This is a genomic window from Emticicia fluvialis (assembly GCF_024793945.1).
GTDB classification, from domain to species: Bacteria; Bacteroidota; Bacteroidia; order Cytophagales; family Spirosomataceae; genus Emticicia; species Emticicia fluvialis.
On the sequence record NZ_JANUSD010000005.1, the window covers coordinates 209,638 to 232,209 of the forward strand.

Annotated in this window: 17 protein-coding genes; 6 read left to right on the top strand and 11 right to left on the bottom strand. The window is 42.5% G+C overall.

Going from position 1 to position 22,572, the window contains the following annotated elements; all coding sequences use genetic code 11:
- Positions 1 to 124 precede the first annotated feature (124 nt).
- The 6 genes from guaB to NZ848_RS07900 all read right to left on the bottom strand — a co-directional run bounded on the left by guaB (position 125) and on the right by NZ848_RS07900 (position 5,914).
- Positions 125 to 1,591 (bottom strand): IMP dehydrogenase, encoded by a 1,467-nt coding sequence (gene guaB, locus NZ848_RS07875; RefSeq protein WP_259015038.1) that lies wholly within the window; start codon positions 1,589 to 1,591, stop codon positions 125 to 127.
- A gap of 147 nt (positions 1,592 to 1,738) precedes the next feature.
- Positions 1,739 to 3,079: a xylose isomerase gene (gene xylA / locus NZ848_RS07880; protein WP_259015039.1), complete on the bottom strand. Its 1,341-nt coding sequence runs from the start codon at positions 3,077 to 3,079 to the stop codon at positions 1,739 to 1,741.
- 218 nt (positions 3,080 to 3,297) lie between these two features.
- The gene (locus NZ848_RS07885; protein ID WP_101724785.1) at positions 3,298 to 3,555 is read right to left on the bottom strand and encodes a SemiSWEET transporter; all 258 of its coding nucleotides are present in this window, start codon (positions 3,553 to 3,555) and stop codon (positions 3,298 to 3,300) included.
- Between the two features lie 183 nt (positions 3,556 to 3,738).
- The gene (locus tag NZ848_RS07890; protein ID WP_259015040.1) at positions 3,739 to 5,349 is read right to left on the bottom strand and encodes a PepSY-associated TM helix domain-containing protein; all 1,611 of its coding nucleotides are present in this window, start codon (positions 5,347 to 5,349) and stop codon (positions 3,739 to 3,741) included.
- Positions 5,350 to 5,354: 5 nt separating this feature from the next.
- Positions 5,355 to 5,642, bottom strand: a complete 288-nt coding sequence (locus NZ848_RS07895; protein WP_253531526.1) for a hypothetical protein — start codon at positions 5,640 to 5,642, stop codon at positions 5,355 to 5,357.
- Positions 5,643 to 5,659: 17 nt separating this feature from the next.
- Positions 5,660 to 5,914, bottom strand: coding sequence for a hypothetical protein (locus NZ848_RS07900; protein WP_259015041.1), 255 nt, complete (start codon positions 5,912 to 5,914; stop codon positions 5,660 to 5,662).
- A gap of 93 nt (positions 5,915 to 6,007) precedes the next feature.
- Here NZ848_RS07900 and NZ848_RS07905 point away from each other — a divergent pair, with 93 nt between their 5' ends.
- Positions 6,008 to 8,329 (top strand): TonB-dependent receptor, encoded by a 2,322-nt coding sequence (locus tag NZ848_RS07905; RefSeq protein WP_259015042.1) that lies wholly within the window; start codon positions 6,008 to 6,010, stop codon positions 8,327 to 8,329.
- A gap of 6 nt (positions 8,330 to 8,335) precedes the next feature.
- Complete coding sequence (locus tag NZ848_RS07910) at positions 8,336 to 9,640, top strand: hypothetical protein (protein WP_259015044.1); 1,305 nt, start codon at positions 8,336 to 8,338, stop codon at positions 9,638 to 9,640.
- A 41-nt stretch (positions 9,641 to 9,681) separates the two neighbouring features.
- On the opposite strand, the gene NZ848_RS07915 is transcribed toward NZ848_RS07910, so the two are convergent.
- Positions 9,682 to 10,959, bottom strand: a complete 1,278-nt coding sequence (locus tag NZ848_RS07915) for an Hsp70 family protein (RefSeq protein WP_259015045.1) — start codon at positions 10,957 to 10,959, stop codon at positions 9,682 to 9,684.
- A 453-nt stretch (positions 10,960 to 11,412) separates the two neighbouring features.
- On the opposite strand from NZ848_RS07915, the gene NZ848_RS07920 reads away from it, so the two are divergent.
- Entirely contained in the window at positions 11,413 to 12,609 is a 1,197-nt protein-coding gene (locus NZ848_RS07920; RefSeq protein WP_259015046.1) for a PQQ-dependent sugar dehydrogenase, read from the top strand.
- A gap of 67 nt (positions 12,610 to 12,676) precedes the next feature.
- Here NZ848_RS07920 and NZ848_RS07925 read toward each other — a convergent pair whose 3' ends face one another.
- The gene (locus NZ848_RS07925; protein ID WP_259015047.1) at positions 12,677 to 13,552 is read right to left on the bottom strand and encodes an SDR family oxidoreductase; all 876 of its coding nucleotides are present in this window, start codon (positions 13,550 to 13,552) and stop codon (positions 12,677 to 12,679) included.
- 113 nt (positions 13,553 to 13,665) lie between these two features.
- On the opposite strand from NZ848_RS07925, the gene NZ848_RS07930 reads away from it, so the two are divergent.
- From NZ848_RS07930 to hemC, 3 genes are read left to right on the top strand one after another with little or no spacing between them, the layout of a single operon-like run.
- Entirely contained in the window at positions 13,666 to 14,847 is a 1,182-nt protein-coding gene (locus NZ848_RS07930; protein WP_259015048.1) for a putative sugar nucleotidyl transferase, read from the top strand.
- A gap of 23 nt (positions 14,848 to 14,870) precedes the next feature.
- Positions 14,871 to 15,977 (top strand): DNA polymerase III subunit, encoded by a 1,107-nt coding sequence (locus NZ848_RS07935; protein ID WP_259015049.1) that lies wholly within the window; start codon positions 14,871 to 14,873, stop codon positions 15,975 to 15,977.
- 13 nt (positions 15,978 to 15,990) lie between these two features.
- Positions 15,991 to 16,929 (top strand): hydroxymethylbilane synthase, encoded by a 939-nt coding sequence (gene hemC / locus NZ848_RS07940; RefSeq protein ID WP_259015050.1) that lies wholly within the window; start codon positions 15,991 to 15,993, stop codon positions 16,927 to 16,929.
- A gap of 81 nt (positions 16,930 to 17,010) precedes the next feature.
- Here the strand turns inward: hemC and NZ848_RS07945 are convergent, their stop codons facing one another.
- The 3 genes from NZ848_RS07945 to NZ848_RS07955 form a co-directional block, all read right to left on the bottom strand.
- Complete coding sequence (locus NZ848_RS07945) at positions 17,011 to 19,653, bottom strand: SbcC/MukB-like Walker B domain-containing protein (RefSeq protein ID WP_259015052.1); 2,643 nt, start codon at positions 19,651 to 19,653, stop codon at positions 17,011 to 17,013.
- Between the two features lie 14 nt (positions 19,654 to 19,667).
- Positions 19,668 to 20,891: a metallophosphoesterase family protein gene (locus tag NZ848_RS07950; protein ID WP_259015053.1), complete on the bottom strand. Its 1,224-nt coding sequence runs from the start codon at positions 20,889 to 20,891 to the stop codon at positions 19,668 to 19,670.
- 108 nt (positions 20,892 to 20,999) lie between these two features.
- Positions 21,000 to 22,520, bottom strand: coding sequence for a GH3 auxin-responsive promoter family protein (locus tag NZ848_RS07955; RefSeq protein WP_253531484.1), 1,521 nt, complete (start codon positions 22,518 to 22,520; stop codon positions 21,000 to 21,002).
- Positions 22,521 to 22,572 lie beyond the last annotated feature (52 nt).

Sequence of the window (22,572 nt, forward strand, 5' to 3'; positions counted from 1 at the left end):
GGTTGAAGTTTAAACTACAAATATAAAATAAGTAGGCAAAAAACAATGACCATTGAGTAGGATAGAAAAAACAAAAGAGGCTCGCCCGGAGCCTCTCAAGAGTATTTGTCTGGAAGACGTTTTCTTACCTCGAATAATTCGGCGCCTCACGCATAATCTGGATATCGTGCGGATGGCTTTCTTTAATACCGGCTGCTGTTATTTTTACAAATTTAGCCTGTTGTAAGGTAGCTATGTCTCCAGCGCCGCAATAACCCATACCGGCTTTTAAGCCGCCTACCATTTGGTACAGAATCTCGGCAGCACGGCCTTTGTAGGGTACACGACCTACAATGCCTTCCGGAACCAGCTTTTTGATATCATCTTCGGCATCCTGGAAATAACGGTCTTTCGAGCCATCTTCCATGGCTTCTACTGAACCCATACCACGGTACGTTTTAAATTTACGTCCTTCGTAGATAACCATTTCTCCAGGGGCTTCTTCGGTTCCGGCCAATAATGAACCCATCATTACCGTGTTTGCACCTGCGGCAATGGCTTTGGTGATATCGCCCGAGAAACGGATACCGCCATCGGCAATAACCGGAACACCGTATTTAGCTGCGGCAACAGCTGAATCGGCAACGGCCGATAACTGCGGCATACCTATACCTGCTATAATACGCGTGGTACAAATACTGCCCGGCCCTACACCAACCTTAATGGCATCTGCACCTGCTTTGGCCAGCGCTTCGGCTGCTTCGGCTGTGGCAATGTTTCCAACAATTACATCCAGTTTCGGAAACGCCAGCTTGATACGTTTAAGGGTTTCAATAACACCCTTTGAGTGTCCGTGTGCAGTGTCAATACTCACAACATCCACACCGGCTTTTATGAGGCTTTCTACGCGTTTTTCAATATCTGGTGTAACGCCAACTGCGGCTCCGGCAATCAGACGACCCAGGCGGTCTTTAGCTGCGTTGGGGCGGTCTTTCTTTTTCAGAATATCACGGTAGGTAATTAAACCTATCAGGCGATACTCTCTATCAACTATCGGTAATTTTTCAATCTTATAGTTTTTCAGAATCTCTTCTGCTTCTGCCAGGCCTGCTCCTTCATATCCAACTATCAGGTTATCTTTGGTCATTATATCCACAATGGGTTTTGTTATTTCCGTCTGGAAACGCAAATCCCTGTTGGTTACAATACCCTTCAATTTATTGTTTTCGTCAATAACCGGTATACCACCTACCCTGAACTCAGCCATTAAACGTAAGGCATCGCCGATAAGGGCGCCTTCGCTCAGTGTAATGGGGTCTATAATCATGCCGCTTTCAGAACGTTTCACCTTGCGTACCTGCTCGGCTTGTTGTTCAATGGTCATGTTTTTGTGGATAATACCGATACCCCCTTCCTGTGCCATAGCAATAGCCATTTCATATTCGGTAACGGTATCCATAGCCGCCGAAATGAGAGGAATATTCAATTGTATATTTTGCGTCAGGTAAGTTTTCGTTTGCGTATCGCGGGGAAGAACTTCTGAATAAGCCGGAACGAGGAGAACGTCGTCGTAGGTGAGTGCTTCGTAAAGCAACTTTGAAGAATCTAACATAGCAAATAAATTACGTTTTCTTATTTGCCAAGCAAAATTAAGGTAAATATTTTAATTGGCAATCAGCAGCAATAAAATTAATTGAAAATTCATATAAAAAGCCCTGTAATTTCTATTTTACAGGGCTTTGGTATAATGTATCAGTAATTAGATATACTGATTGATAATCATCTCAAACAATTCCTGCTTGCCGCTGATAACTTTCGGTTCACCATCTCTCAAAGCAATGTCTCTCAGGTCGGTTAGTGTTAGTTTACCTGCTTCAAAAGCTGCACCGTCGCCATTGTCGAACGAAGCATAACGGTTGGCACGTAGTTTTTTGTATTCCGATTTCTCAAGTATATCGTTGGCAATTAACAAGGCTCTGGCAAATGCGTCCATACCTGCAATGTGTGCAATAAAGATATCTTCAAGGTCGGTTGAGTTTCTGCGGGTTTTGGCATCAAAGTTAATACCACCTGTCTGGAAACCACCTGCTTCCAAAATAACCAGCATAGCCTCGGTCAGTTCAAACAAATCGATAGGGAACTGGTCAGTATCCCAACCGTTCTGGTAGTCGCCGCGGTTGGCATCAATACTGCCCAGCATACCGGCGTCAGCTGCCATTTGCAATTCATGAGCAAAAGTATGGCCTGCCAATGTAGCGTGGTTTACTTCAGCATTAATCTGGAAATCTTTATCTAAACCATAATTACGCAAGAAGCCGATAACCGTTTGCGCATCGTAATCATACTGATGTTTAGACGGCTCACAAGGTTTTGGCTCAATATAGAATTTACCGGTGAATCCCTGGCTGCGTGCATAATCGCGAGCGATAGTCAGGAATTGCGCCAGGTGGTCAATTTCACGTTTGGTATTGGTATTCAGGAGCGACATATAACCTTCGCGACCTCCCCAGAATACGTAACCTTCACCGCCTAAGGCGATAGTTGCATCAATGGCGTTCTTTACTTGCAAGCCACCATGTGCCACAACCGCAAAGTCAGGGTTGGTAGATGCACCATTCATATAGCGTTTGTGCGAAAACAGGTTGGCGGTACCCCACAATAATTTCACACCGCTTTCTTCTTGTTTTTTCTTGGCAAGCGCAACAATGGTTTTTAAGTTTTGTTCGAATTCGCTTTGTGAATTGCCTTCAGGGGCGATATCAATATCGTGGAAACAATAGTAAGGGGTGCCCAGTTTGGTCATGAACTCAAACGCTGCATCCAGCTTGTCTTTGGCTGCCTGCATGGGGTCGCCGGCCTGGTCCCAAGGAAAATCTTTTGTGCCGGGGCCAAACGGGTCGCCGCCTGTGCCACAGAAAGTATGCCAGTAGGCAGTTGCAAAGCGCAGGTGTTCTGCCATGGTTTTGCCTGCTACTACACGATTGGCATCGTAATATTTAAACGCCAAGTAATTATTTGATTCTTTACCTTCATAGGAAATAGGCCCCTTAATAAAAGGAAAATACTCTTTTTCGCCTATGGTAACTTTTAAATTTGCCATGATTGCTGGTCGGTTGAGCTATGAATAATTTTAAAATTTGATGCAAGTAAATTATTAAGTGTCAATCTTACAATTATTTTTTGATTTTTATTCAAAGTATTTGCAAAACAGGTTTAGGTGGGCATAAAAACAAAAAAACCAGACATGAAAATGCCTGTTCAAAATTGTAAGAAAATTCTGATAATTAAAAGTGCAGCGCTTTAAACCCTTTCAACTTATTAAAGCGAGTGGTTTTTATACTTAAACTTGAAGAAGAGAATTACCAAAGATAAAATGAGTGTTACACCATTGGCAGCAATAACCGGAAAAGCATTAACTTTTATACCATAAACCAGCCACATAACAACACCAGTAGTAAAAATAAGAAACATGGCCAGCGATACATCTTTGGCCGATTTGGTTTTGTAGATTTGAAGTACTTGAGGCACAAACGCAACCGTGGTTAATATGCCTGCTATATATCCTAAGGTTTCCATAAATCTTTACAATAAATGCTTATGACTCAATAACTTAACACTTTTGCCGTTAGTGAATCTTTTCTGTAAAAATAATGGAAAAATTATACTGATTAGTTCAAATTACCTGATAATCACAGGTAATACTTCATAAAGTACAATTTTTATTTAAAGTTTAGCCACCCCGGTGTTTATACGTAGGCATTAGCTTTTTAGCATGGCTTTATGGTTTTGGGTAACCGGGGTATGGGGTTTCGCATCGGGCTTTTTCCAGAATCGGGCAACCAGCGTGAGGCATATTATACCTGTTGCCAGCCAGAAGAAATCTACCGCGGCTAAATTGTACTGCCCGTTGCTCAGGGTGTTCCAGAGCCAGTCTTCAGTACAAAAGCCGTTGGATACTGGCACAAGCAGTGACAGCACCCCGCCAGAAACCAGATAACCGCGGGTAAGCCCGGCTTCGGTTTTCCAGAATAGTCCGGCCAGGGCTAAAACCAGCCATGAAAGGAAGAAGGTAGTATTGACCAGTTGAACATGATTAATGAGGCCTCCCGGAATAACCCTTTCTGCTATAAACAATAGTTCAATAGCCGGAAACAGCCCGAAACAGATAGCCAGATAACCCATAGTTACCCGATGATGAAAGCGCTTTTGCCTGGCGGTATAGTTTTTTTTGTTGCGTGCTTCTTTCCATAACAAAACTCCGCTGATAATTACAAAGCAGGTTATTAGTGCCAGAAAAAAATAGATGAATTTAAGTAACACCCCTCCAAAAGTGGCAAAGTGTACCCGCGCTATACCAAATAACACCGACTGCACGTAGGTTTTATTGCCGGGCATCATGTCTACCACTTTTTTGCCGTCTTTTAATTGTATGGCAAGCATACCATCGCCTGAAAAGTAATTCGGGTCTTTTCCGTATACAGTCATCAGGGCATCTTCCCTGCCATAGTGCTTCAGGTTTACTCTTTTAAGCATAAAATCGGGGTATTTTGCTCTTATTTCATCCAGCGAGCGGCTAATGCTGACATGGTTTCGGGCCAGTGGCGACTTCTCGTTCAGTACTATGGTATCTGCTGGGCGTATCAAGGCAAATACTTTCTTCTGGTCCCCGTTAAAGAAAACCATCACCACCGGCAAAAGTATCAGGATAGACAACATATAATAAGCGCCTGTAATGGCATACATTAACTGAAAAGGCAAACCCAGCATACCAAGCGTAGTGTGCGAGCTGGTCCAGATTTGTTTTAATGTTCCCTTTAATGAAAACCCGTAGAACTTCGTTACAATGTTCCGCCAGTGAATCAGAACTCCGGTAAAAACGGCAAAAAGAAAAAAGAGCGCCACAAAACCAGCTATGTATCGGCCGATATAAAAAGGAATCTGATCCAGAAAATGTAAGCGGTATAGTGTTTCACCAATGGTAGAGGGTTCTTCTCCGATATGTAATTGGTTATTCTCAGGATAATACTGTGCATGAAAGTGGTCTTCTTCCATTTTGTTTTTAGGTACCTGGTGGCCAAAAAAGCCCACAACCGGCTTATGGCTGGTAGGAAGATAAATGAAAACATCATCATTAACATCAAAACCTGGTTGCTTTGTCTTAATCTTTGCCAGTAGGGCATCGTAGTCTACAGGTTTGGTAATCGGATGCCGCGCTTCGGGGTTTTCCCATTGATAAAATTCATCTTTGAAGAGCGTAAAGGCACCTGCAAAAAAAATTACATACAGCACAAAGCTGATAGTAATGCCTGAAACAGTGTGGGTATGAAAAAGTATATGAAAAGCCCTGTTAGGTAAGCCACTTAATTTCATGTGTATTAACGGATAAAGAATACGGTAACAGAAAATAAAAGAATAAGCAGTAAGTAAAGCCCAAGGATCTTCCAGGCGTTTTTAGCCAGAAACGGCAGAATCATCAACACTCCCCAAATAAAAAAGAGGGTAAATGTGGATGTAAGCATTACTACGTTCCTGCCCTCAGCAGGCATCAGCGCCCCAAGGCATAAATGAAACGTAATAGAAAGAAAATAACCACCTAGAATAGCCGTAGCTATTTTTAGCGCTCTTTGGCCGGGGCTTGATAAATACTCTTTTTTAGCTGGCATGGGTTAAATTAGTTAATTCAGGATTTTTTGGAGAGTTCATCAATAGTAATCAGGGCTATTTGTAATACCACAGTAGCAAGCATGTAAGCGCATAAGGCATATAACAACCCACTAGCCCAGCCCCAATTGTCAATTAACAGACCCGCCCCGGCAATTATAGAAAGCAGGTTTAACCAAACATTGCTTTTAGCTGGTTTTATACTTTTTGGATAATACTTCGACTTTGAATAATGCAAAAAGGTTCCGGTTGTTATCAGTAAGATGCCAATCATATACTTGGGTGAATTTTATTTTTGCAAATATTATATTTATTTAGACTAATTCCAAATAATATAATAACTTTGTGCTTTCAAACTAAATCTCGAATGAAAGCACAATTATTATTGCTATTATTTACTCCTTATCTGTTGCTTGCCCAGGGCAACACTATTAAAGGCCAGATTAAAAGCACTACAGGCGAAGCCGTGCCTTTTGCAAGTGTTTCTTTAAAAAATACAAACATAGCCACTCTGACTGATAGCAGCGGAAAATTTGAAATCAAGGGGGTTTCTGCAGGTGAGTATGTGCTCATGGCCAGCTCAATTGGTTATGAAGGCTTTGAGAAAAAAGTAAGAGTCAGCAAAAATGCCTCTGTTTTTGAAGCGATAATATTGAAAAACTCCGATACCCAGCTGCAGGAAGTAACAGTAAAGCAGGAAAAACAAAGCCGATTGCAGGAAACCAAGCCTATAGCCATTAAAAGTATTGAAATTAAGAATGTAATTACTCAGAATGTATTGCTGACCGACGTAATCGACCGGGTTTCTGGCGTGCGAATCAGGCGTTCAAGTTCTATGGGCGACCGTTCGGATATATCTATTAACGGTATCAGAGGTGATGCAATCAGAGTATATATTGACGGTATCCCGATGGAATTGCTGTATCCTAATTTCGATATTTCAACCCTGCCTTTAGCTAATGTAATGCGTCTGGATATTTACAAAGGCGTTTTACCGGTTGATGTGGGCACCGATGCACTGGGCGGAGGTATAAATATTATCACTGAACAGAAATCGTATAATACCTTTCGTGCCTCATACAATGTTGCGTCATTTAATACGCATCTGGCTGATGTAAATCTGAGCCTGACCAATAAGCAGAATTACTTTGTCAATTTTTCGGCTGCTTATAATCAATCAGATAACGACTACACCATGAAAGCCCTGGTGTATGAAACCAACCGCGTTGAAAAAGTGAAGCGTTTTCATGACAAATTCCGGTTTTTTTACGGAGGCCTTACGGCCGGGGTTCATAGTAAACCCTGGGCAGATGAGCTCAGACTGACCATGAATTACTCGAGAGGATATAAAGAGTTGCAGAATGGTGCCAGAATATCGCATATTCCGTTTGGTGAAGCAGATTATCATGCTAAAAACCTGGCAGCTACCATTAAGTACGACAAGTCTTTTCTGGATGAAAAAATACTATTTAAAACCATCGGCAACTGGAGCGACCAGCTTTTAACCTATAAAGATACCACCGCAAATGTATATAGCTGGAGCGGTAAAATTGTAGGGCGTAACACACCCGGCGAATACGTTGCCGAAAGATTAACTGATAACTACAGCCGTAGCTGGATAAACCGCAGCAGCCTGGTGATACAACTGGCGCCGAATCATAAACTACTGGCCTCTAATTTATTTGCCAGCCAAAGACTAAAGGGCATTGATTATCTTGAATCAGACCACGCAAAAGATTACCTGCGTATTCCTCAGACCCTGATGAAGAATATCTCTGGCCTACAATACGAAGGGCTTGTGTTGTCGCATCTTACATTGTCGGCGGCAGTAAAACGGTATGATTTTGTGTTGAACGGAGCCGAAAACAGCACGTTTATGATGATTAGAAAGAAGGATGGATTCTGGGGGTGGAATGCCGGGCTGAAATATGACCTTTCAGAAAGCCTTTTTGCGCGGGTGTCTTACGAAAAAGGATTTCTCATTCCCCAGTTTTATCAGTTTGTTGGTAACGGGGCTGATATTCTTCGGAACACCAATCTATTGCCCGAAAGCAGTAACAATCTGAACGCCGGTATTTCTTATCTGAATAAATCAGACCAGGTACTTGCCATATCCGGTGCTGTCAATGGCTTTTATCGCAGGCAGAACGACATCATCTTTCTAGGCTCAAACATCACCAGAATCTATGAAAACGCCGATCAGGCAAGAACCCTCGGCACAGAAGGCGAAGCTACACTAAAATATAACAATACCTGGAGTTTAAGTGCAAACATCACCTTTTTACGCAAAAATTTCACACAGGTAAAAGACCCTAAAAATCAATATCTGGTTGGGTCGGCATTTCCTAATAACCCTAATTTCTTCGGTAACCTCGAGCTTGCCTGGCAAAAGAATGGGCTGGGCATCAGAAACTCGTTTTTTAGAGCTTACGCTTTTTACAATTATGTAGCGCCGTTTAACCACATCATGATTGGTAAAAACAATAGTTACAAAACCACACCCGATGCCTTTGTGCCGGTGCAACACAGGGTAGATGTAGGCTGTTCTTACAAGTTTCCGGTGCAAAATCTTACGGCCTCAATTAACGTACTGAATGTACTCAATGCAGCGCTGTTCGACAACTTTCTGGTGCCACGCGCCGGTACCAGTTTCAATGCAAAACTGATTTACGAAATCACTAAATTTTAATAGATAATGAAAACCAGACTACTTTTTTTGGGGCTCCTGGCTGCTGCCTTGTTTGCCTGCGAAACCACAGAACCTGAAACTAAAGAAGAACAATCGAAGTATTATGAAGACGGCTTCGTAATATCTTCGGTATCTCAAACCACCGCCGGCAATAGCTATTATGCCGGTTACTATTCGTCAATGCCAACAGGTAATATTGATATTACCACCAAAACCAGCTATAATTTTTTGTATACGAGAGCCGTATGGAAAAACTTTATTTTCAGTAACAACCTGAAAGGCGAGAACGTACTATCTAAAATAGCGGTGTCTAAAGAAACCGGTAATCTGGTAGAAGTTGCCAGTCTGCCTTTACTGGGCTCTCTGAATCAGGTATTGATTATTTCTGAAACACTGGGTGTTTATACTACCTGGGACAAAAAAGGGGTTACCCTTTTTAATCCGGCAACCATGCAGAAAATTACAGATGTTGATATGTCTAAAGCGAAGAGTTCTGGGTTAAGCTTAGACAACTATTCGCATGTGGTTTACCGAAAGCAGGATAATAAATTGTTTCTTTTTCTGGTAGCAGATAATTTTGACACCGGGCAGTTTTATGACCTCCTTGATGTGCATGCAGAGGTAGTAAACCTGAACAACAATCAATGGGAAAAAACACTCACCTTTCAGAACGCTACTTATCCCATTGCCCGTGGGTTTGATCATCCGTTGATTGACGAGCAGGGAAACATATTTGTAATTACACAGGGCCAATATGGTCTTGACGGCCAATTGGGCCCTAACTCAAGAAAGGGGTCAAGACCTAAAATACTGAAGATTCCGGCAGGTACAACTGATTTCGACCCAAATTATGCATTTAATCCTGTTGATAAAATCGGACAAACCAACCTGATGTTCCAGTTGGTTCTGGGAGGTATATACTATGGTAACGGTATAGCTTATGCCTGTATATCCGGGCAGCAGGACCCCCCGGCTTTATTGGCGCTTATTGCCAAAATGGCCAATGGTACTATTACCGAGACCGAATACAACCAGTTAAGAAGCCTGGCTTTTTATGGTGCCAACCAGCGTTGGGCAAAACTTGATTTGAATGCCCAAACAGCTACTATTATTCAGGATATTCCTTTAACTGCCGGATTCGCCTACCCAAACAACAGCATTGTAAATGGCAAGCTATATCTTCAGACATACAATGAAGACCTGAAAATGAACGGTTTTTATGAGCATGACCCAACTACCGGAACCAGCAAAAAAGTATTTGATTTAACAGCCGGTGGTATGGCCGTCGGTTTCATTAAACTTACTAAATAAGGTTCAAAACAAAACCCCGTCTACTCTGTCGGGGTTTTGTTTTACTTAAACTCCTGTTGCAATACCTTAAAGCTATAGGCTAATCCCATAGCCACACTGTTAAAGTTATCGCCCGATTTTACCTTGTCATCTCCGAACCTTTCCACAAAAATATTCTTCAACGGGCGCACCATTGATGTACCTCCGGTCATAAAGATGGCGTCAATATCTTTCGCTTCAATTTTGTATTTTTTCAGAAACTCCAGCAGATAATCCTCAATCTTTTCCATGTTTTTATTAATTATCTGGTGCTCAAATTCATTCATTGAAATATTTTCCCTCAAATCAATCTCATGTTGGCTGAACTCAAACACAGCTTCTTCTTCATGCGTTAGGTCTATTTTAGTTTTTTCTATTTGTTTAAAAAGCACATAACCCAGGTTGTCTTCTATCAGAGTCAGCAGGTTTTTCACCAGCGGATTTTTGCCCGAAAACACATAAGATTTACCAATGTTGGTTCTCATCCGAAGGGTATCCAGAAAGTTCATTTTTTCCCACGAACAGATATTCTGAAAGTAAGACAGCGGTAAATCCAGAGATTTGCCCGGTGTCAGTTCTTCTTTTACCCCACGGCCAAAATGAGGCGTGCCTTTGTGCCACATAATGTCAGAATCAAAGCTGTCGCCACCAATATAAACCCCGCCTTTGGCAATCATATCGGCTTTTCTGTCGGCCTGATGCACCGCATCAGGATTCAGATGCATCAATGAAAAATCAGACGTACCACCACCAAAGTCAGCTACCAGAACCAGTTCTTTTTTGGCCAGCTGGCGCTCATAGGTAAAAGCCGCACCAATGGGCTCCATCTGAAAATAAAACTCAGTAAAACCGGCAATTCTGGCTGCTTTAGAGAGACGTTCCTGAGCCAGTGCGTCTTTCTCGGGGTTTTCGTCAAATACCACCGGTCGCCCGATAACTGCCGTTGTTACATTCTCTCCTAAAAATTCATCCGCCTGTTTTTTCAGGTGAATCAGAATCAGCGAAACCAGATCCTCAATCGTATAACGTTTAGTACCAATACGCGTATCAACAAAGCTCTTATTGGGTAAAACCTTCTTGATTGATTTCATGAAGCGTCCTTTCCTGCGGCTTTCTACATATCGTTCTACCGCTTCGTGGCCAATCGAGAATGCCAGCGCATCTTCCGCCCTGCCGGTATCCGGAAAAAATAATAAAGAAGGCGTAGTAAATAACTTAATAATGTTATTGGTGGTAGTATCAAGAACAACCAGGGCCGAATTAGTAGTGCCAAAATCAATTCCGTAAATAAACTGACTCATGAGTAAAATTTCAGTGAAAATGTAAGTGGGGAAAGACACAACAGCTAATCCGGCTTAAAAAGTTTCGTATTACAGAATAAATTTCATGATAATACGGTTATGGCCATTTATTATGCCAATGTTAATGATTGATTTAAGGCCATATATCAGCCAAATTCTTATCAGCGCTATGGCTTTGGTCTAACTACCGGCAATATTGGTAGGTGAGAACAACTGCTTGGTCTAAAATGATACCGACAGCATATCCAGAATGAAAATCTGTTAGTAAATTTGGGTGTTTTTTTATGACGCTATTGGAATTATTTAAAGCCAGACCATTGTTAAAAAACGGATACTTAGACCTATTTAGCAGCATATAAGCAATAAGATGCTTATATTGCAAACGAATTGCCAGGCATAAAAAACACTTCTGTAACATTCAACCTGAATTGATACTTTAATTTTAAAATATATATGAAAAAAACGACACTACTTTCTTTAGCGTTTATTTCGGTTAGTTATGCCTCTTTTGCACAGGGAACTTTGCCGCCTGTTGAAACCAAGGCTCCTAATTCAAACTATAAACCTGCTTTTGAAGGCCAAACCAGAACTGCGGGCATAAAAACAAAAACACCTTATGGGTTTAAAGTACTTACCGAAGGGCTGACCTCTCCCTGGGGTGTTACCAGCCTTCCGGACGGCCGATTGTTGATTACTGAAAAACGCGGGAATCTGCGCATTGCTAAAATAAGCGGCGAATTGAGCAAACCCATTAACGGCCTGCCTGAAGTGAACTCAAACGGACAAGGCGGGCTTCTGGGTATTACAATTGACCCGGCATTTGCTAAGAACCGCATGGTTTACTGGACATTCTCTGAGAACGTAGAAGGTGGTACACATACATCAGTGGCGAAAGGTAAATTGTCGGCCGACGAGTCTAAAATTGAAGGGGCAACAGTAATCTACCGCGCTACACCAGCACATAAAGGCACGCTACACTATGGTGGCCGTATTCTTTTCGATAAAAGCGGCAATCTTTTTGTAAGTACCGGCGAGCGTTCAGACCTCGTTACCCGTCCGCAGGCACAGGCACTTAACTCAAGCCTGGGTAAAGTTATTCATATAACTACTGACGGTAAGCCTGTAAAGGGTAATCCGTTTGAAGGGCAGGAAGGCGCAAAACCAGAATTGTATTCTTATGGTCACCGTAACGTACAAGGTCTGGCATTTCATCCGGTTACGGGCGAGCTTTACTCTAATGAGTTTGGCCCGAGAGGTGGTGACGAGGTGAATCACGTTCGCGCTGGTAAAAACTATGGCTGGCCAACCATTACCTATGGTATTGAATACAGCGGAAAAAGCATTGGTGATGTAATTCAGCAAAAAGAAGGCATGGAACAACCGGTATACTACTGGGACCCGTCAGTATCGCCAAGCGGAATGACCTTCTACAGCGGTAATATGATTCCTGAGTGGAAAAACAACTTGTTTATTGGCTGCCTCAGCGGTATGCATATTGCACGGTTGGTAATTGAAAATGATAAAGTAGTGGGCGAAGAACGTCTGCTTTCTGAAGAATACCAACGTTTCCGCGATGTAACCCAGGGTAAAGATGGCGCATTGTATGCCGTTACCGACCAGGGAAGATTATACAGAATTGCTAAAAAATAAGTACAATACTACGACAGTTATAAAAACAATCAGATATCCCCTCATTGGCAGGGGATATTTTTTTGCCCTATGGTTTTAAACTTAATTGCCGGGCAAACGCCTTTAGCGTAATGGCTGGCTTGCCCAGTTCTTCCCAGGTGTTGGCCGCTTCAAACTTTTCAGGGTATTTATTCAGCGCGGTTACAATATGGTAACCATAATCAAACTTCCGGCTGATAACCCCCATCAGTTTCATCATAAACATAGGGGCCCAAATAGTGCGTAGTTTTTCTTTGGTGTAATACTTTACAAAGAGTTTGGCGGCTTCGTCTTGTGTAAAGGCCTCTGTGCCTTGCACTACATACTCTTTGTTTTCATCCGCAAGTATCTTGAATGAATTGGCTACCTGTAGCGCATAGTCATCAGCAGCTATGTAATAGAGAGGATAATCTGATGATCCTCCCAATGCAATCATATTCCCTTGTCTGGACTGGTAAAATATACTCTCCATAAAAGTAGAAGGATAAAAGATAGTATAAGGAATACCAGCGGTCTTTATCTTGCTTACTGCCTCTTGTTTAACCCTGAACACCCACCAGTCAAAACCGTCCATACCCTGATAAAGATGCACCAGAGAAGACAGGTATCCTATCCGCTTAATGCCTTCGCGCTTAGCTACTGCAAGAATAGTGTCTATACCCTTTTGCTCGGTATGCCAGTCAGATTCCTTTTCTGTTTGAAGCACCGAAAGGCTCAGAAAAACCCCGTCTTGCCCGCGAATCGCCTTTTCAACATCAGCTTCATTCTTTAAATTTCCTTTAATGATTTTAGCTCCCTCCAAAAAGTCAGCGGCTTGTGGTTCATTTCTTACCATAACACTTACCTCAAATCCGGCCTCAATTAAGGCTTTGGTAACGGGCTTGCCTAGCATACCTGTAGCACCAAAAACAACTATTTTTTTCATCAGGTGGTTTCATTTAAGTGATTATAAAGGTATAGCATTTGTTAACCCAGGCCAAATTTCTACAGAGGTAAATTTTAGTTATCTTTACCGCCGGAAAAACTAAAGGAAATCAGATGAACTACATTGTTTTTGACGACATTCAGATAAGAAATCAGCTAAAGCCGTTTACATTTACCAAACCGGTAGCCGGTATCAGATGCGGGATACTCACCAATGCTGAAAAGTGGGAAAGGATGCTGCATACAAAGGTTTCTTTTCTGACAGAAAACTACCTGCAAACAAAATTTGAAGAGATTGCAACTGATAATAATCTTTACATTAATGGAGCCGTTTGCCCAGATGCCCGGTTACTATCAGAAATCAGCCAGTTGAATGATGGAGAAGCACTTGTTGCAGGAGACACAACGCTTGCTATAAAAACCAAAGAAAAGCTTAATTTCCCGATAGATTGCTCGCGATATGGGGTAAAAGAATTTCCCGCAACGCAACTGACTATTCTGAAAAACCTGCCCGATATCTACCTTAATAACGGAAACCAGATTAAGGCTGATTATCTATTGGTTACGCAAGGCCGATACACACAGCCGGTTACAGACCCCTTTACCCGTATTTATGCGCCAGAAAACGTATTTGTTGAAGAAGGCGCCATTATCAAAGCAGCCATAATTAATGCCGAAAACGGTCCGGTATACATTGGTAAAAATGCTACAGTGCAGGAAGGTGCCATTATTATTGGTCCTTTTTCTGCCGATGAAGGCAGTATAGTAGCCTGGGGAAGCAAGATGCGAGCCAATACCACGCTGGGGCCGTTTTGCAGGGCAGGGGGTGAGGTAGGTAACTCTATATTAACTGCCTACAGTAACAAGGCACATGATGGTTTTCTGGGTAATTCAGTAATTGGTGAGTGGTGTAATCTGGGCGCCAATACGAATAACTCAAACCTGAAAAATGATTACACCGACGTAAAGTTATATAGTTACGTAAGCCGTCAGCTGGAAAAAAGCGGAGAATTGTTCTGTGGCTTGTTCATGGGCGACTACACCAAAGCGGGTATCAGCACCATGTTTAACACGGGTACGGTAGTAGGGGTATGTTCTAATATTTTCGGCGCAGGTTTTCAGAACAAGCACGTGCCTTCTTTCAGGTGGGGTGGAGCCGACTCCGGCTATGTGCCATATCGTTTCGACAAAGCCATTCAGGTGATAAACGAGACCATGAAAAGGCGTGAAACCCAACTTTCTGCCGCCGATCTGCAAATCCTGCAATACATTCATGAGACAGAATCGTCTATTTGATGAGAATGTCTTAACTTTGCATCATGCTTTTTCGCGAAATCACAGGTCTTGAAGATATTAAACAGTCGCTTATTGGTACTGTTGCCAATAACCATGTAGCGCATGCGCAGTTATTTCATGGCAATGAAGGAACCGCCAACCTGGCGCTTGCGCTGGCCTATGCTACGTACATTAATTGTGAAGACAAGCAGTCTGACGATGCCTGTGGCCGCTGTGCCAGTTGCATAAAAATGAGCAAACTGGCGCACCCGGATGTCAACTATATTTTCCCCACTGCCGGAGGTAAAAGCGTACTATCCGAAAACTTCATGTCTCAATGGCGTGCATTTGTTAATGAAACGCCTTACGGTAACTTACCCGACTGGCTTGAGAAAATTGGGGTAAAACAAGGAAATATACCTGCTGAAGAAGCCCGACAACTTATCCAGAAGCTTTCGTTGAAGTCGTACGAAGGAGGCTACAAGATTGTAATTATCTGGCAGGCTGAATATCTCCACAACACTACGGCCAATGCTTTATTGAAGATTCTGGAAGAACCACCAGAGCAAACCTTATTTTTGCTGGTAGTAAACAGCATGGAGCGATTACTAACAACCATTATATCACGCACACAGAGGGTGGCTGTCAGAAAATTTACAGAGCAGGAAATTATCAGCTACTTGTTGAAATACCGCGACATGCCTCATGAACGAGCAAAGCAGATTGCTTTTCTGTCGGAAGGCAATATGCACAGTGTGCTTGAGATGATAGACAAGGCCGAAGATAATGATCATGCCTGGTTTGCAAACTGGATGCGGATGTGCTATGCGACTAATGTGTCGAAACTGGTGCCAATGGCCGATGAGTTTGATACCAAAAGCAAAGAGCAGAAAAAAGCAATGCTTGAATATGGCCTGAGCTTGTTCAGAGAAATGTTTTTATATACCAATGGTGGTGAAAGCCTGGTAAGGCTTGAAAATGAAGAGCTGGTTTTTGTGCGGCGATTCTCAGCCGCTATTAACCTCAGTAACCTGGAGCAGATAACCGAGCTATTCAGCGAAGCGCATTACCATATAGAGCGCAATGCCCGGGCAAAAATACTTTTTTTAGATATTTCGTTAATGATAGCCCGCTTAATGGCAAAAGCATAAAAAGTAAACGTACATGAAAATAAAAATTGGCACCCGCGGAAGCAAGCTGGCACTATGGCAGGCATATTATGTAGAAGATAAGCTAAAAGCCAAAGGCCTAGAGACCGAGATTGTAATTATAGAAACCAAAGGTGATAAAATATTAGACCGCTCTTTGTCTAAAATTGGTAGCAAAGGCGTTTTTACGGAAGAACTGGAAGACCAGCTACGGAGCGGTGAAATAGACATTGCCGTTCATTCTGCCAAAGATTTGCAGTCTGAGTTGCCAGCAGACCTTGAGATTATTGCCTTTACAGAACGCGAGTTGGTAAATGATGTGCTGGTGAGCTTCAATAAGAATCTGTCTTTACAAAGTGGTGAGCCATTTGTAGTAGGTACGTCGTCAACCCGCAGGGTGGCAATGCTGAAGTATTACTATCCGCATATACAGGTGGTAGATATGCGCGGTAATTTACAAACACGCCTGCGCAAACTGGAAGAAAAGCAATGTGATGCCTTGCTGCTGGCTTATGCAGGTGTACACCGTATGCATTATGATGACCTGATAGCTGAACACCTGCCATTGACAGAGTTTGTGCCGCCGGTAGGGCAGGGGTGTGTAGCCATTGAGGCATCAAAGACACTGGCAGAAGAAAAACGCCTGATGATTGGAATGTTAATTAACGATGCCCAAACCCAGAAATGCCTTTTGGCAGAAAGGGCCTATCTGAAAAAATTACAGGGGGGCTGTTCTATTCCGTCTTTCGGTAAAGCATCTTTAGAACCCAACGAACAAGGAGGCTTGCATTTGAAAATGACAGCCGGGCTGATAAGTCTTGACGGTAAGAGACTCATTAAAGTAGTAGAAGAATCAACTGTGGACGACCCCGAAGCACTGGGTATAAAAGTAGCTGAACGCGTTTTGGCAGATGGCGGCTATGAAATACTGAGAGAGATAAGAGAGAAACTATAGAATTAAAACGAGGGCTTATTCTTTTGCGGATAGTCCCTCGTTTTAAAATCTTCGAGATAAATTTCGCTTGATTTGAGGTTTTTACCAGCTTTTTGAAACCTTGCTGCCGTCTTCGGTATTTTCAATTTTCAGGTATGTCTGTATCTCCTGTTGTAATTCTTCTACGTGCGATATAATACCTACAATACGGTTTTCTTTGCGCAAAGACTTAAGGGTTTCAAAAACAATCTGTAAGGAGTCTTTGTCAAGCGAGCCGAACCCTTCGTCCAGAAAGAAGAAATTATGGCGCGACTGCACCCGGTTATGAATATTATCTGCAAGTGCCAGGGCCAGCGATAAGGCAGCCTGGAATTTCTGCCCGCCAGAGAGGGTCTTTAGCAATCGGGTTTTGCCGCCGTTCAGCAGGTCTCTCACCTCAAAATCATTATCGGCATTTATTTCCAGGTGCAATTGGTGGCGTGTCATACGGTGGAAACGCTCATTAGCCGCATTGGCCAGGTTTTTCAGGTAAATGCTCGACACAAAATCAACAAACCCATTGGCTTTGAATAGCTTTTGCAGGGTGTCAAGGTTGTCTTTTCTTATTTCAAGTCTTTTCTTTTCTACGGTAAGCAGTTGCCTGGTTTTCAGGTTTTCAATAGCGCTCTGAATCTCTTTTTCAAGCCTGCCTTCTTCTTTCTTCAGATCATTAAACCGGGCTTCACTTATCTTAATGGTTTCTTTTATCTGGGTGTGTGTTTCTGTATCATATTTACGGCCTTCCGTATCTTTCAGCAATTGCTCGAGGGTTTGTTCGGTAGCCTGTAAGTCTGTCTGAAAGGCCTGAATCTCCTGACGTTCTTTTTCAATCATCAGGTTTTGTTTTAGTATTTCCTGCACTTCTGTCTCAGTCAGAAAACCATCCTGTTTTAATTGCAGGTTAATGCTATGCTGAATAGTTTGCAAAGCCTTTGTCTGTTTATCAAGATTGGCCAGCAGCGTTGTCAATACCCCCTCAGTTGTTTTTATCAGACCTTCTACCGAGCGGTGTTCTACATCCAAACGGGTAAAACTTTCAATAATTCTTTTATGCTCACTTTCTGCTTGTATTTGCTGGGTTTCTATGTCTGCAATGCCAAGGGAATCATAATCAGACCAGTTCAGAAATTTTAACTGACCAGAAAATACTTCTTTTTGTGCCTCAAAACCGGCAAGCTGTTCGGTGAGTTTAGATAGCGCCCTTTCATACGAGGCTCTATCGGTATTTTCTTTTTCAATTTGCGCAAGAGTATTTTTAATTCTAACTTCTGCCTGTTCTATTTCGGTTTTCAGGTTTTCTTTCTGGCGTACTATCAGGCTGATTTTTACATCAAAGTCTTCATGAGAGCTAAGAATTTCAGGGTGATGCACTGAACCGCAAAGCGGACAAGGCTCGTTGTCTTTCAGCGCGTCAGCAAATTTCTGTAACGATTTCTGAACTCTTAGATGCAGCAGTTCCTCATCCAGCTTTAACTCGGTTTTTTGTTCTTTCAGTTCGGCTTTTCTTTTTTCCAGGTTTTGCTCCAGTATATGTTTGTCCTGCAAAAGGCCTTGTATGATTTCTTCTTTGTTTTTTATTAATTCTTTGCCTTTGATTATTCTTTCTTGTAAGGTGTTTTTATCTTTTTCAATTGTCTTCAGACTTTTGATGGTGTTTAATTCTTTAGCTTTCTCGATATATTCTTCTCGTTTTTCATAAAAAGGCTTAATTTTATCCAATTCTATAAGAATAGACTGAAAGCGCGATTGTTTGTCGGCCAATGTGGCCTTATTAGCGTTTATCTCGTTTTTTTCACGATTATATTCTTTTTCTTTTATCGTTTTCTGGTCAAATAACGATTTGAAATTCAAGACACATTTTTCATAAAGTTTCAGTTTTTCTTCCCGCATTTTAAACCATTTCTCTTTTTCTTTCAGCAGCTCATGCCTGCGGGTAGTGGCATTCAGGTTAGAAAACAGCTTGAGCAGTTCGTCCTGCTGCTTTTCTTCATTGCGTTTTAGCAAAAGTTCTGCCTCCAGACTTTTGCTCATCTCTTTTTTTAACTGTAGCTCCTGCTCTTGCTGAGCAATACTTTCGGGAGTATCTTCGCCTAAACTTAATAGCTGGCCTTCTATTCTTTGTAATTCCTGCAGATTCCGTTCGGTCAGGCGTTTGTTCTTTTCGGCCAGGTCAAAACGTTCAAGGCCAAATAGCACTTTCATCATTTCTGAGCGGTCCCGGCCTTTCAACTCTATAAACTCCTGAAAATTGCCCTGTGGAATTATGACTGTCCGACGGAAATTTTCATAGCTTAAACCAATGGCGTTTTCGGTTACTTCCTCCAGCGATACCGGCATCCATGTCTCATTAAGCCACTGATAGACTTTCCGTTCTACTTTTACTTCTTTAAAGTTTTTGTTGCTTCGTTTACCTTGCACCACAAAGCGATACTTAGTGTCATCTTTTCCGGCAAGGCAGGTAAATTCAATGAACAGTTCGTTAGAACTGAGATTGGTCATATTATAATAGCGCTCATCACCCGATTTATTCAGGCGTTCTGTATCGCCATAAAGTGCAAAAACAATGGCTTCCAGTATGGACGACTTACCACTGCCAACAGAACCGAAGATACCAAACAGCGTGGCATCTGTAAGGTTGTAGAAATCAATCTCCTGCAGGCTTTTGTAAGAGTAAAGCCCTTTAATTTTAAGATATTGCGGAATCATACTTTCAATCGGTTTTACTGTTCTTCTCCTTCGGCAAGTACTTCCTTCAGCAGCAGCATCAGTTCTTCTGAAACCTCCTGTCCTTTTTTGCTCTTAAAATATTCTTCAAACAGCTTTTCGACGCTCATAGTAAGGTTAATTTTTGAAGCCTCTGAAGTGCCGTCGTTCAGGCTTCTGATTTCAGGTATTATCTGAATCAGGCCGTCGTGGGCATCCAGCAAACGTTTCTTTTCTGTGGCTTCCAGATACTTGTCAGACACGATCGTGAGCTGCACCAGCGCATGCGGGTTTTCTTGCAGCCAAACCAGCGCATCATCAATGCTTTCGAATCTCTTGCTCAGCAATTGTTTGCCTTTGGTGAGTGCAATGGGCTGATAGCTGCTTAACCTGCCTGCCTCGGCCTCAATTAAAACTACATATTTGGTTTGGTTGGCTTCTGAAAAACTATAGGCCAGCGGACTGCTCGCGTAAATTACCGGTGCAGGTACTGTATCTATTACCTGATACCGGTGCAAATGCCCCAGTGCCACATAATGTACTTGTGCCGGTACGTTTTCTGAATAAATAACCGACGCGCCGCCAATATGCAGAATCGGTCTTTCGTCTTCCGGCTCTTCGGGCATTACCCCGTCTTTTTTCATAAAGAAAAGGTGAGTGGCCAGCATATTAAAGCCGTTGTTGTCGAGATATTCGTCGGCCAGTGTCTGCCAATGGTTTTGCAGATGTGCACGAAGGGCCCCGTCTGTGTCTGCTAAGCCCAAAAATGTTTTCAGGCGTTGTTCATTGGCGTAAGGCGTTAGTATAATACGAAGAGGGAAATCATTATCGGGTATTTTAAGTTCTACAAAACCATTATCGACCTTCGTCAGCTCAAGCCCGGCTTTGGTCTTAAAGGGTTTTACCTTCATGTTAGGAAAGCCCGCAAACAGAATACCACAGGCACGGGCCAGGGCATCAGGCACCTCAATTCGTTCGGGCGAGTCATGGTTGCCTGCAATGGCTATTACGGCACGGCTACCGTTGTCTGACAATCGGTGAAGCGTAGAATAGAGTAATTCCATGGCCTCAGACGACGGGTTGAAGTTATCGAACAAATCTCCCGCTACCACAACGGCATCAACGGCTTCACGCTCGGCAATCTCACAGATTTCCTGCAAAACTTCCCGTTGTTCGTCAAGCCGATGGTAATTATCGAGCCTTTTTCCTAGGTGCCAGTCGGCAGTATGTAAGATTTTCATGGGTTGTTATGGTTACAGCGCAAGAACAGGTGGTTTTTTACAAGAATTAAAAAAGCCACTCAATTACAAAATTAGTGGCTTCAGCAAGAATTACAGTAATTACTGGCATCAACTTTTTACCATATCAAGTATATCATCTATGTACTCGCGAGAATTACTCAGGCGCGGCACTTTGTTTTGCCCGCCAAGCTTACCACGCTTCGACATCCACTGATAAAAAGTGCCGTTTTCTACAAAATGTACCTTCGGCGCATGCAGTGCCATGTCTTTATAGCGTTTGGCATCGTAATCAGAATTTACCTTTCGCAGGGTTTCGTCCAATGTTTGCACAAACAGGTGTTCATCAACCGGTTTTTTAGAAAATTCTATCACCCATTCATGGCAGCCTTTGTTGCCTTCACCCATGTAAACCGGGCCGGCGGTATAATCAACCATTGTGGTGCCGGTGGCCTGGCAGGCTTCTGTTATGGCTATGTCTGCATTTTCAATTACCACTTCTTCGCCAAAAGCATTAATAAAGTGTTTCGTACGGCCGCTTACCTTTATTCTGAACGGATATTTTGAAGTAAACTTTACGGTATCACCAATTTTATATCTCCAAAGGCCGGCATTGGTCGATATCACCAGCGCATAGTTTTTATCCAGTTCAACCTCGTCCAGTAAAATTGTTTTCGGGTGGTCTTTGTCCCATTCTTCCATGGGTATAAACTCATAGAAAACGCCGTAATCAAGCATCAACAGCATTTCGCCTACCCGGCTGAGTTCATCCTGTATGGCAAAAAAGCCTTCTGACGCATTGTAGGTTTCCATATAAGCCACCTGGTCAGAAGGGAAGAATTTTTTTCTGAACAACTCTCTGTAAGGCTGAAACGCCACCGCGCCATGCACAAATACTTCAAAGTTTTCCCATACCTCAAGCATGTTTTTCTTTCCGGCGCGTTCCATAATGTTTTCAAGCAACACTACTGTCCAGGTGGGTACGCCAAGAATACTGGTTACGTTTTCCTGCGAGCAAATTTCTATCATCTGCTCCATTTTTTCTTCCCAGTTTTCCATCAGCGCAACATCAATAGGAGGAGTACGTATGAAATCGGCCCAGGTAGGCAGATTTTTCATAATCACTGCCGATATGTCGCCTGCCTGCGTATTAGGATTAAACGGATTTTTATGGAGTGTACCACCGATAGACAATCCTTTACCCTCAAAAAGCTTTGTTTCGGGGCGGTTGTTCAGGTACAGGGTCATTACGTCTTTACCGCCTCTGTAGTGGCAGTCTTCCAGCGACTCTTCTGATACCGGCAGGAATTTGCTTCTGCTGTTAGTTGTACCTGACGATTTGGAGAACCATTTGATGTCAGACGACCATAGCACGTTCTGCTCGCCTTTCAGTACCCTTTCAATGTAGGGGTACAACTCTTCGTAGGTCGAAACAGGAACCCTTTCCTGAAAATCTTTTATGGTTTCAATACTGCCATAGCCATATTTAAGACCCCATTCGGTAAAACGGGCGCTTTCTATCAGTTCATGAAAGATACGTTGTTGGGTTTCAATAGGATATTGCAAAAACTCTTCAATACGCTCTATTCTTCTCTTGATAAAAAAACCAAGTATATCGTTTAAAATGCTCACAACATTTATGAATTCTGGATTACTGTGTAAATTATGTAAATTTCTTTGCTTG

What these genes read in the sequence shown, in the direction of transcription:
- guaB (WP_259015038.1), bottom strand. Translation starts at nt 1,591, where the DNA reads ATGTTAGATTCTTCAAAGTTGCTTTACGAAGCACTCACCTACGACGAC.
- NZ848_RS07915 (WP_259015045.1), bottom strand. Translation starts at nt 10,959, where the DNA reads ATGAGTCAGTTTATTTACGGAATTGATTTTGGCACTACTAATTCGGCC.
- NZ848_RS07930 (WP_259015048.1), top strand. Translation starts at nt 13,666, where the DNA reads ATGAACTACATTGTTTTTGACGACATTCAGATAAGAAATCAGCTAAAG.
- NZ848_RS07945 (WP_259015052.1), bottom strand. Translation starts at nt 19,653, where the DNA reads ATGATTCCGCAATATCTTAAAATTAAAGGGCTTTACTCTTACAAAAGC.
- NZ848_RS07900 (WP_259015041.1), bottom strand. Translation starts at nt 5,914, where the DNA reads ATGATTGGCATCTTACTGATAACAACCGGAACCTTTTTGCATTATTCA.
- NZ848_RS07925 (WP_259015047.1), bottom strand. Translation starts at nt 13,552, where the DNA reads ATGAAAAAAATAGTTGTTTTTGGTGCTACAGGTATGCTAGGCAAGCCC.
- NZ848_RS07890 (WP_259015040.1), bottom strand. Translation starts at nt 5,349, where the DNA reads ATGAAATTAAGTGGCTTACCTAACAGGGCTTTTCATATACTTTTTCAT.
- NZ848_RS07920 (WP_259015046.1), top strand. Translation starts at nt 11,413, where the DNA reads ATGAAAAAAACGACACTACTTTCTTTAGCGTTTATTTCGGTTAGTTAT.
- NZ848_RS07905 (WP_259015042.1), top strand. Translation starts at nt 6,008, where the DNA reads ATGAAAGCACAATTATTATTGCTATTATTTACTCCTTATCTGTTGCTT.
- NZ848_RS07935 (WP_259015049.1), top strand. Translation starts at nt 14,871, where the DNA reads ATGCTTTTTCGCGAAATCACAGGTCTTGAAGATATTAAACAGTCGCTT.
- NZ848_RS07910 (WP_259015044.1), top strand. Translation starts at nt 8,336, where the DNA reads ATGAAAACCAGACTACTTTTTTTGGGGCTCCTGGCTGCTGCCTTGTTT.
- NZ848_RS07950 (WP_259015053.1), bottom strand. Translation starts at nt 20,891, where the DNA reads ATGAAAATCTTACATACTGCCGACTGGCACCTAGGAAAAAGGCTCGAT.
- hemC (WP_259015050.1), top strand. Translation starts at nt 15,991, where the DNA reads ATGAAAATAAAAATTGGCACCCGCGGAAGCAAGCTGGCACTATGGCAG.
- xylA (WP_259015039.1), bottom strand. Translation starts at nt 3,079, where the DNA reads ATGGCAAATTTAAAAGTTACCATAGGCGAAAAAGAGTATTTTCCTTTT.
- NZ848_RS07885 (WP_101724785.1), bottom strand. Translation starts at nt 3,555, where the DNA reads ATGGAAACCTTAGGATATATAGCAGGCATATTAACCACGGTTGCGTTT.
- NZ848_RS07895 (WP_253531526.1), bottom strand. Translation starts at nt 5,642, where the DNA reads ATGCCAGCTAAAAAAGAGTATTTATCAAGCCCCGGCCAAAGAGCGCTA.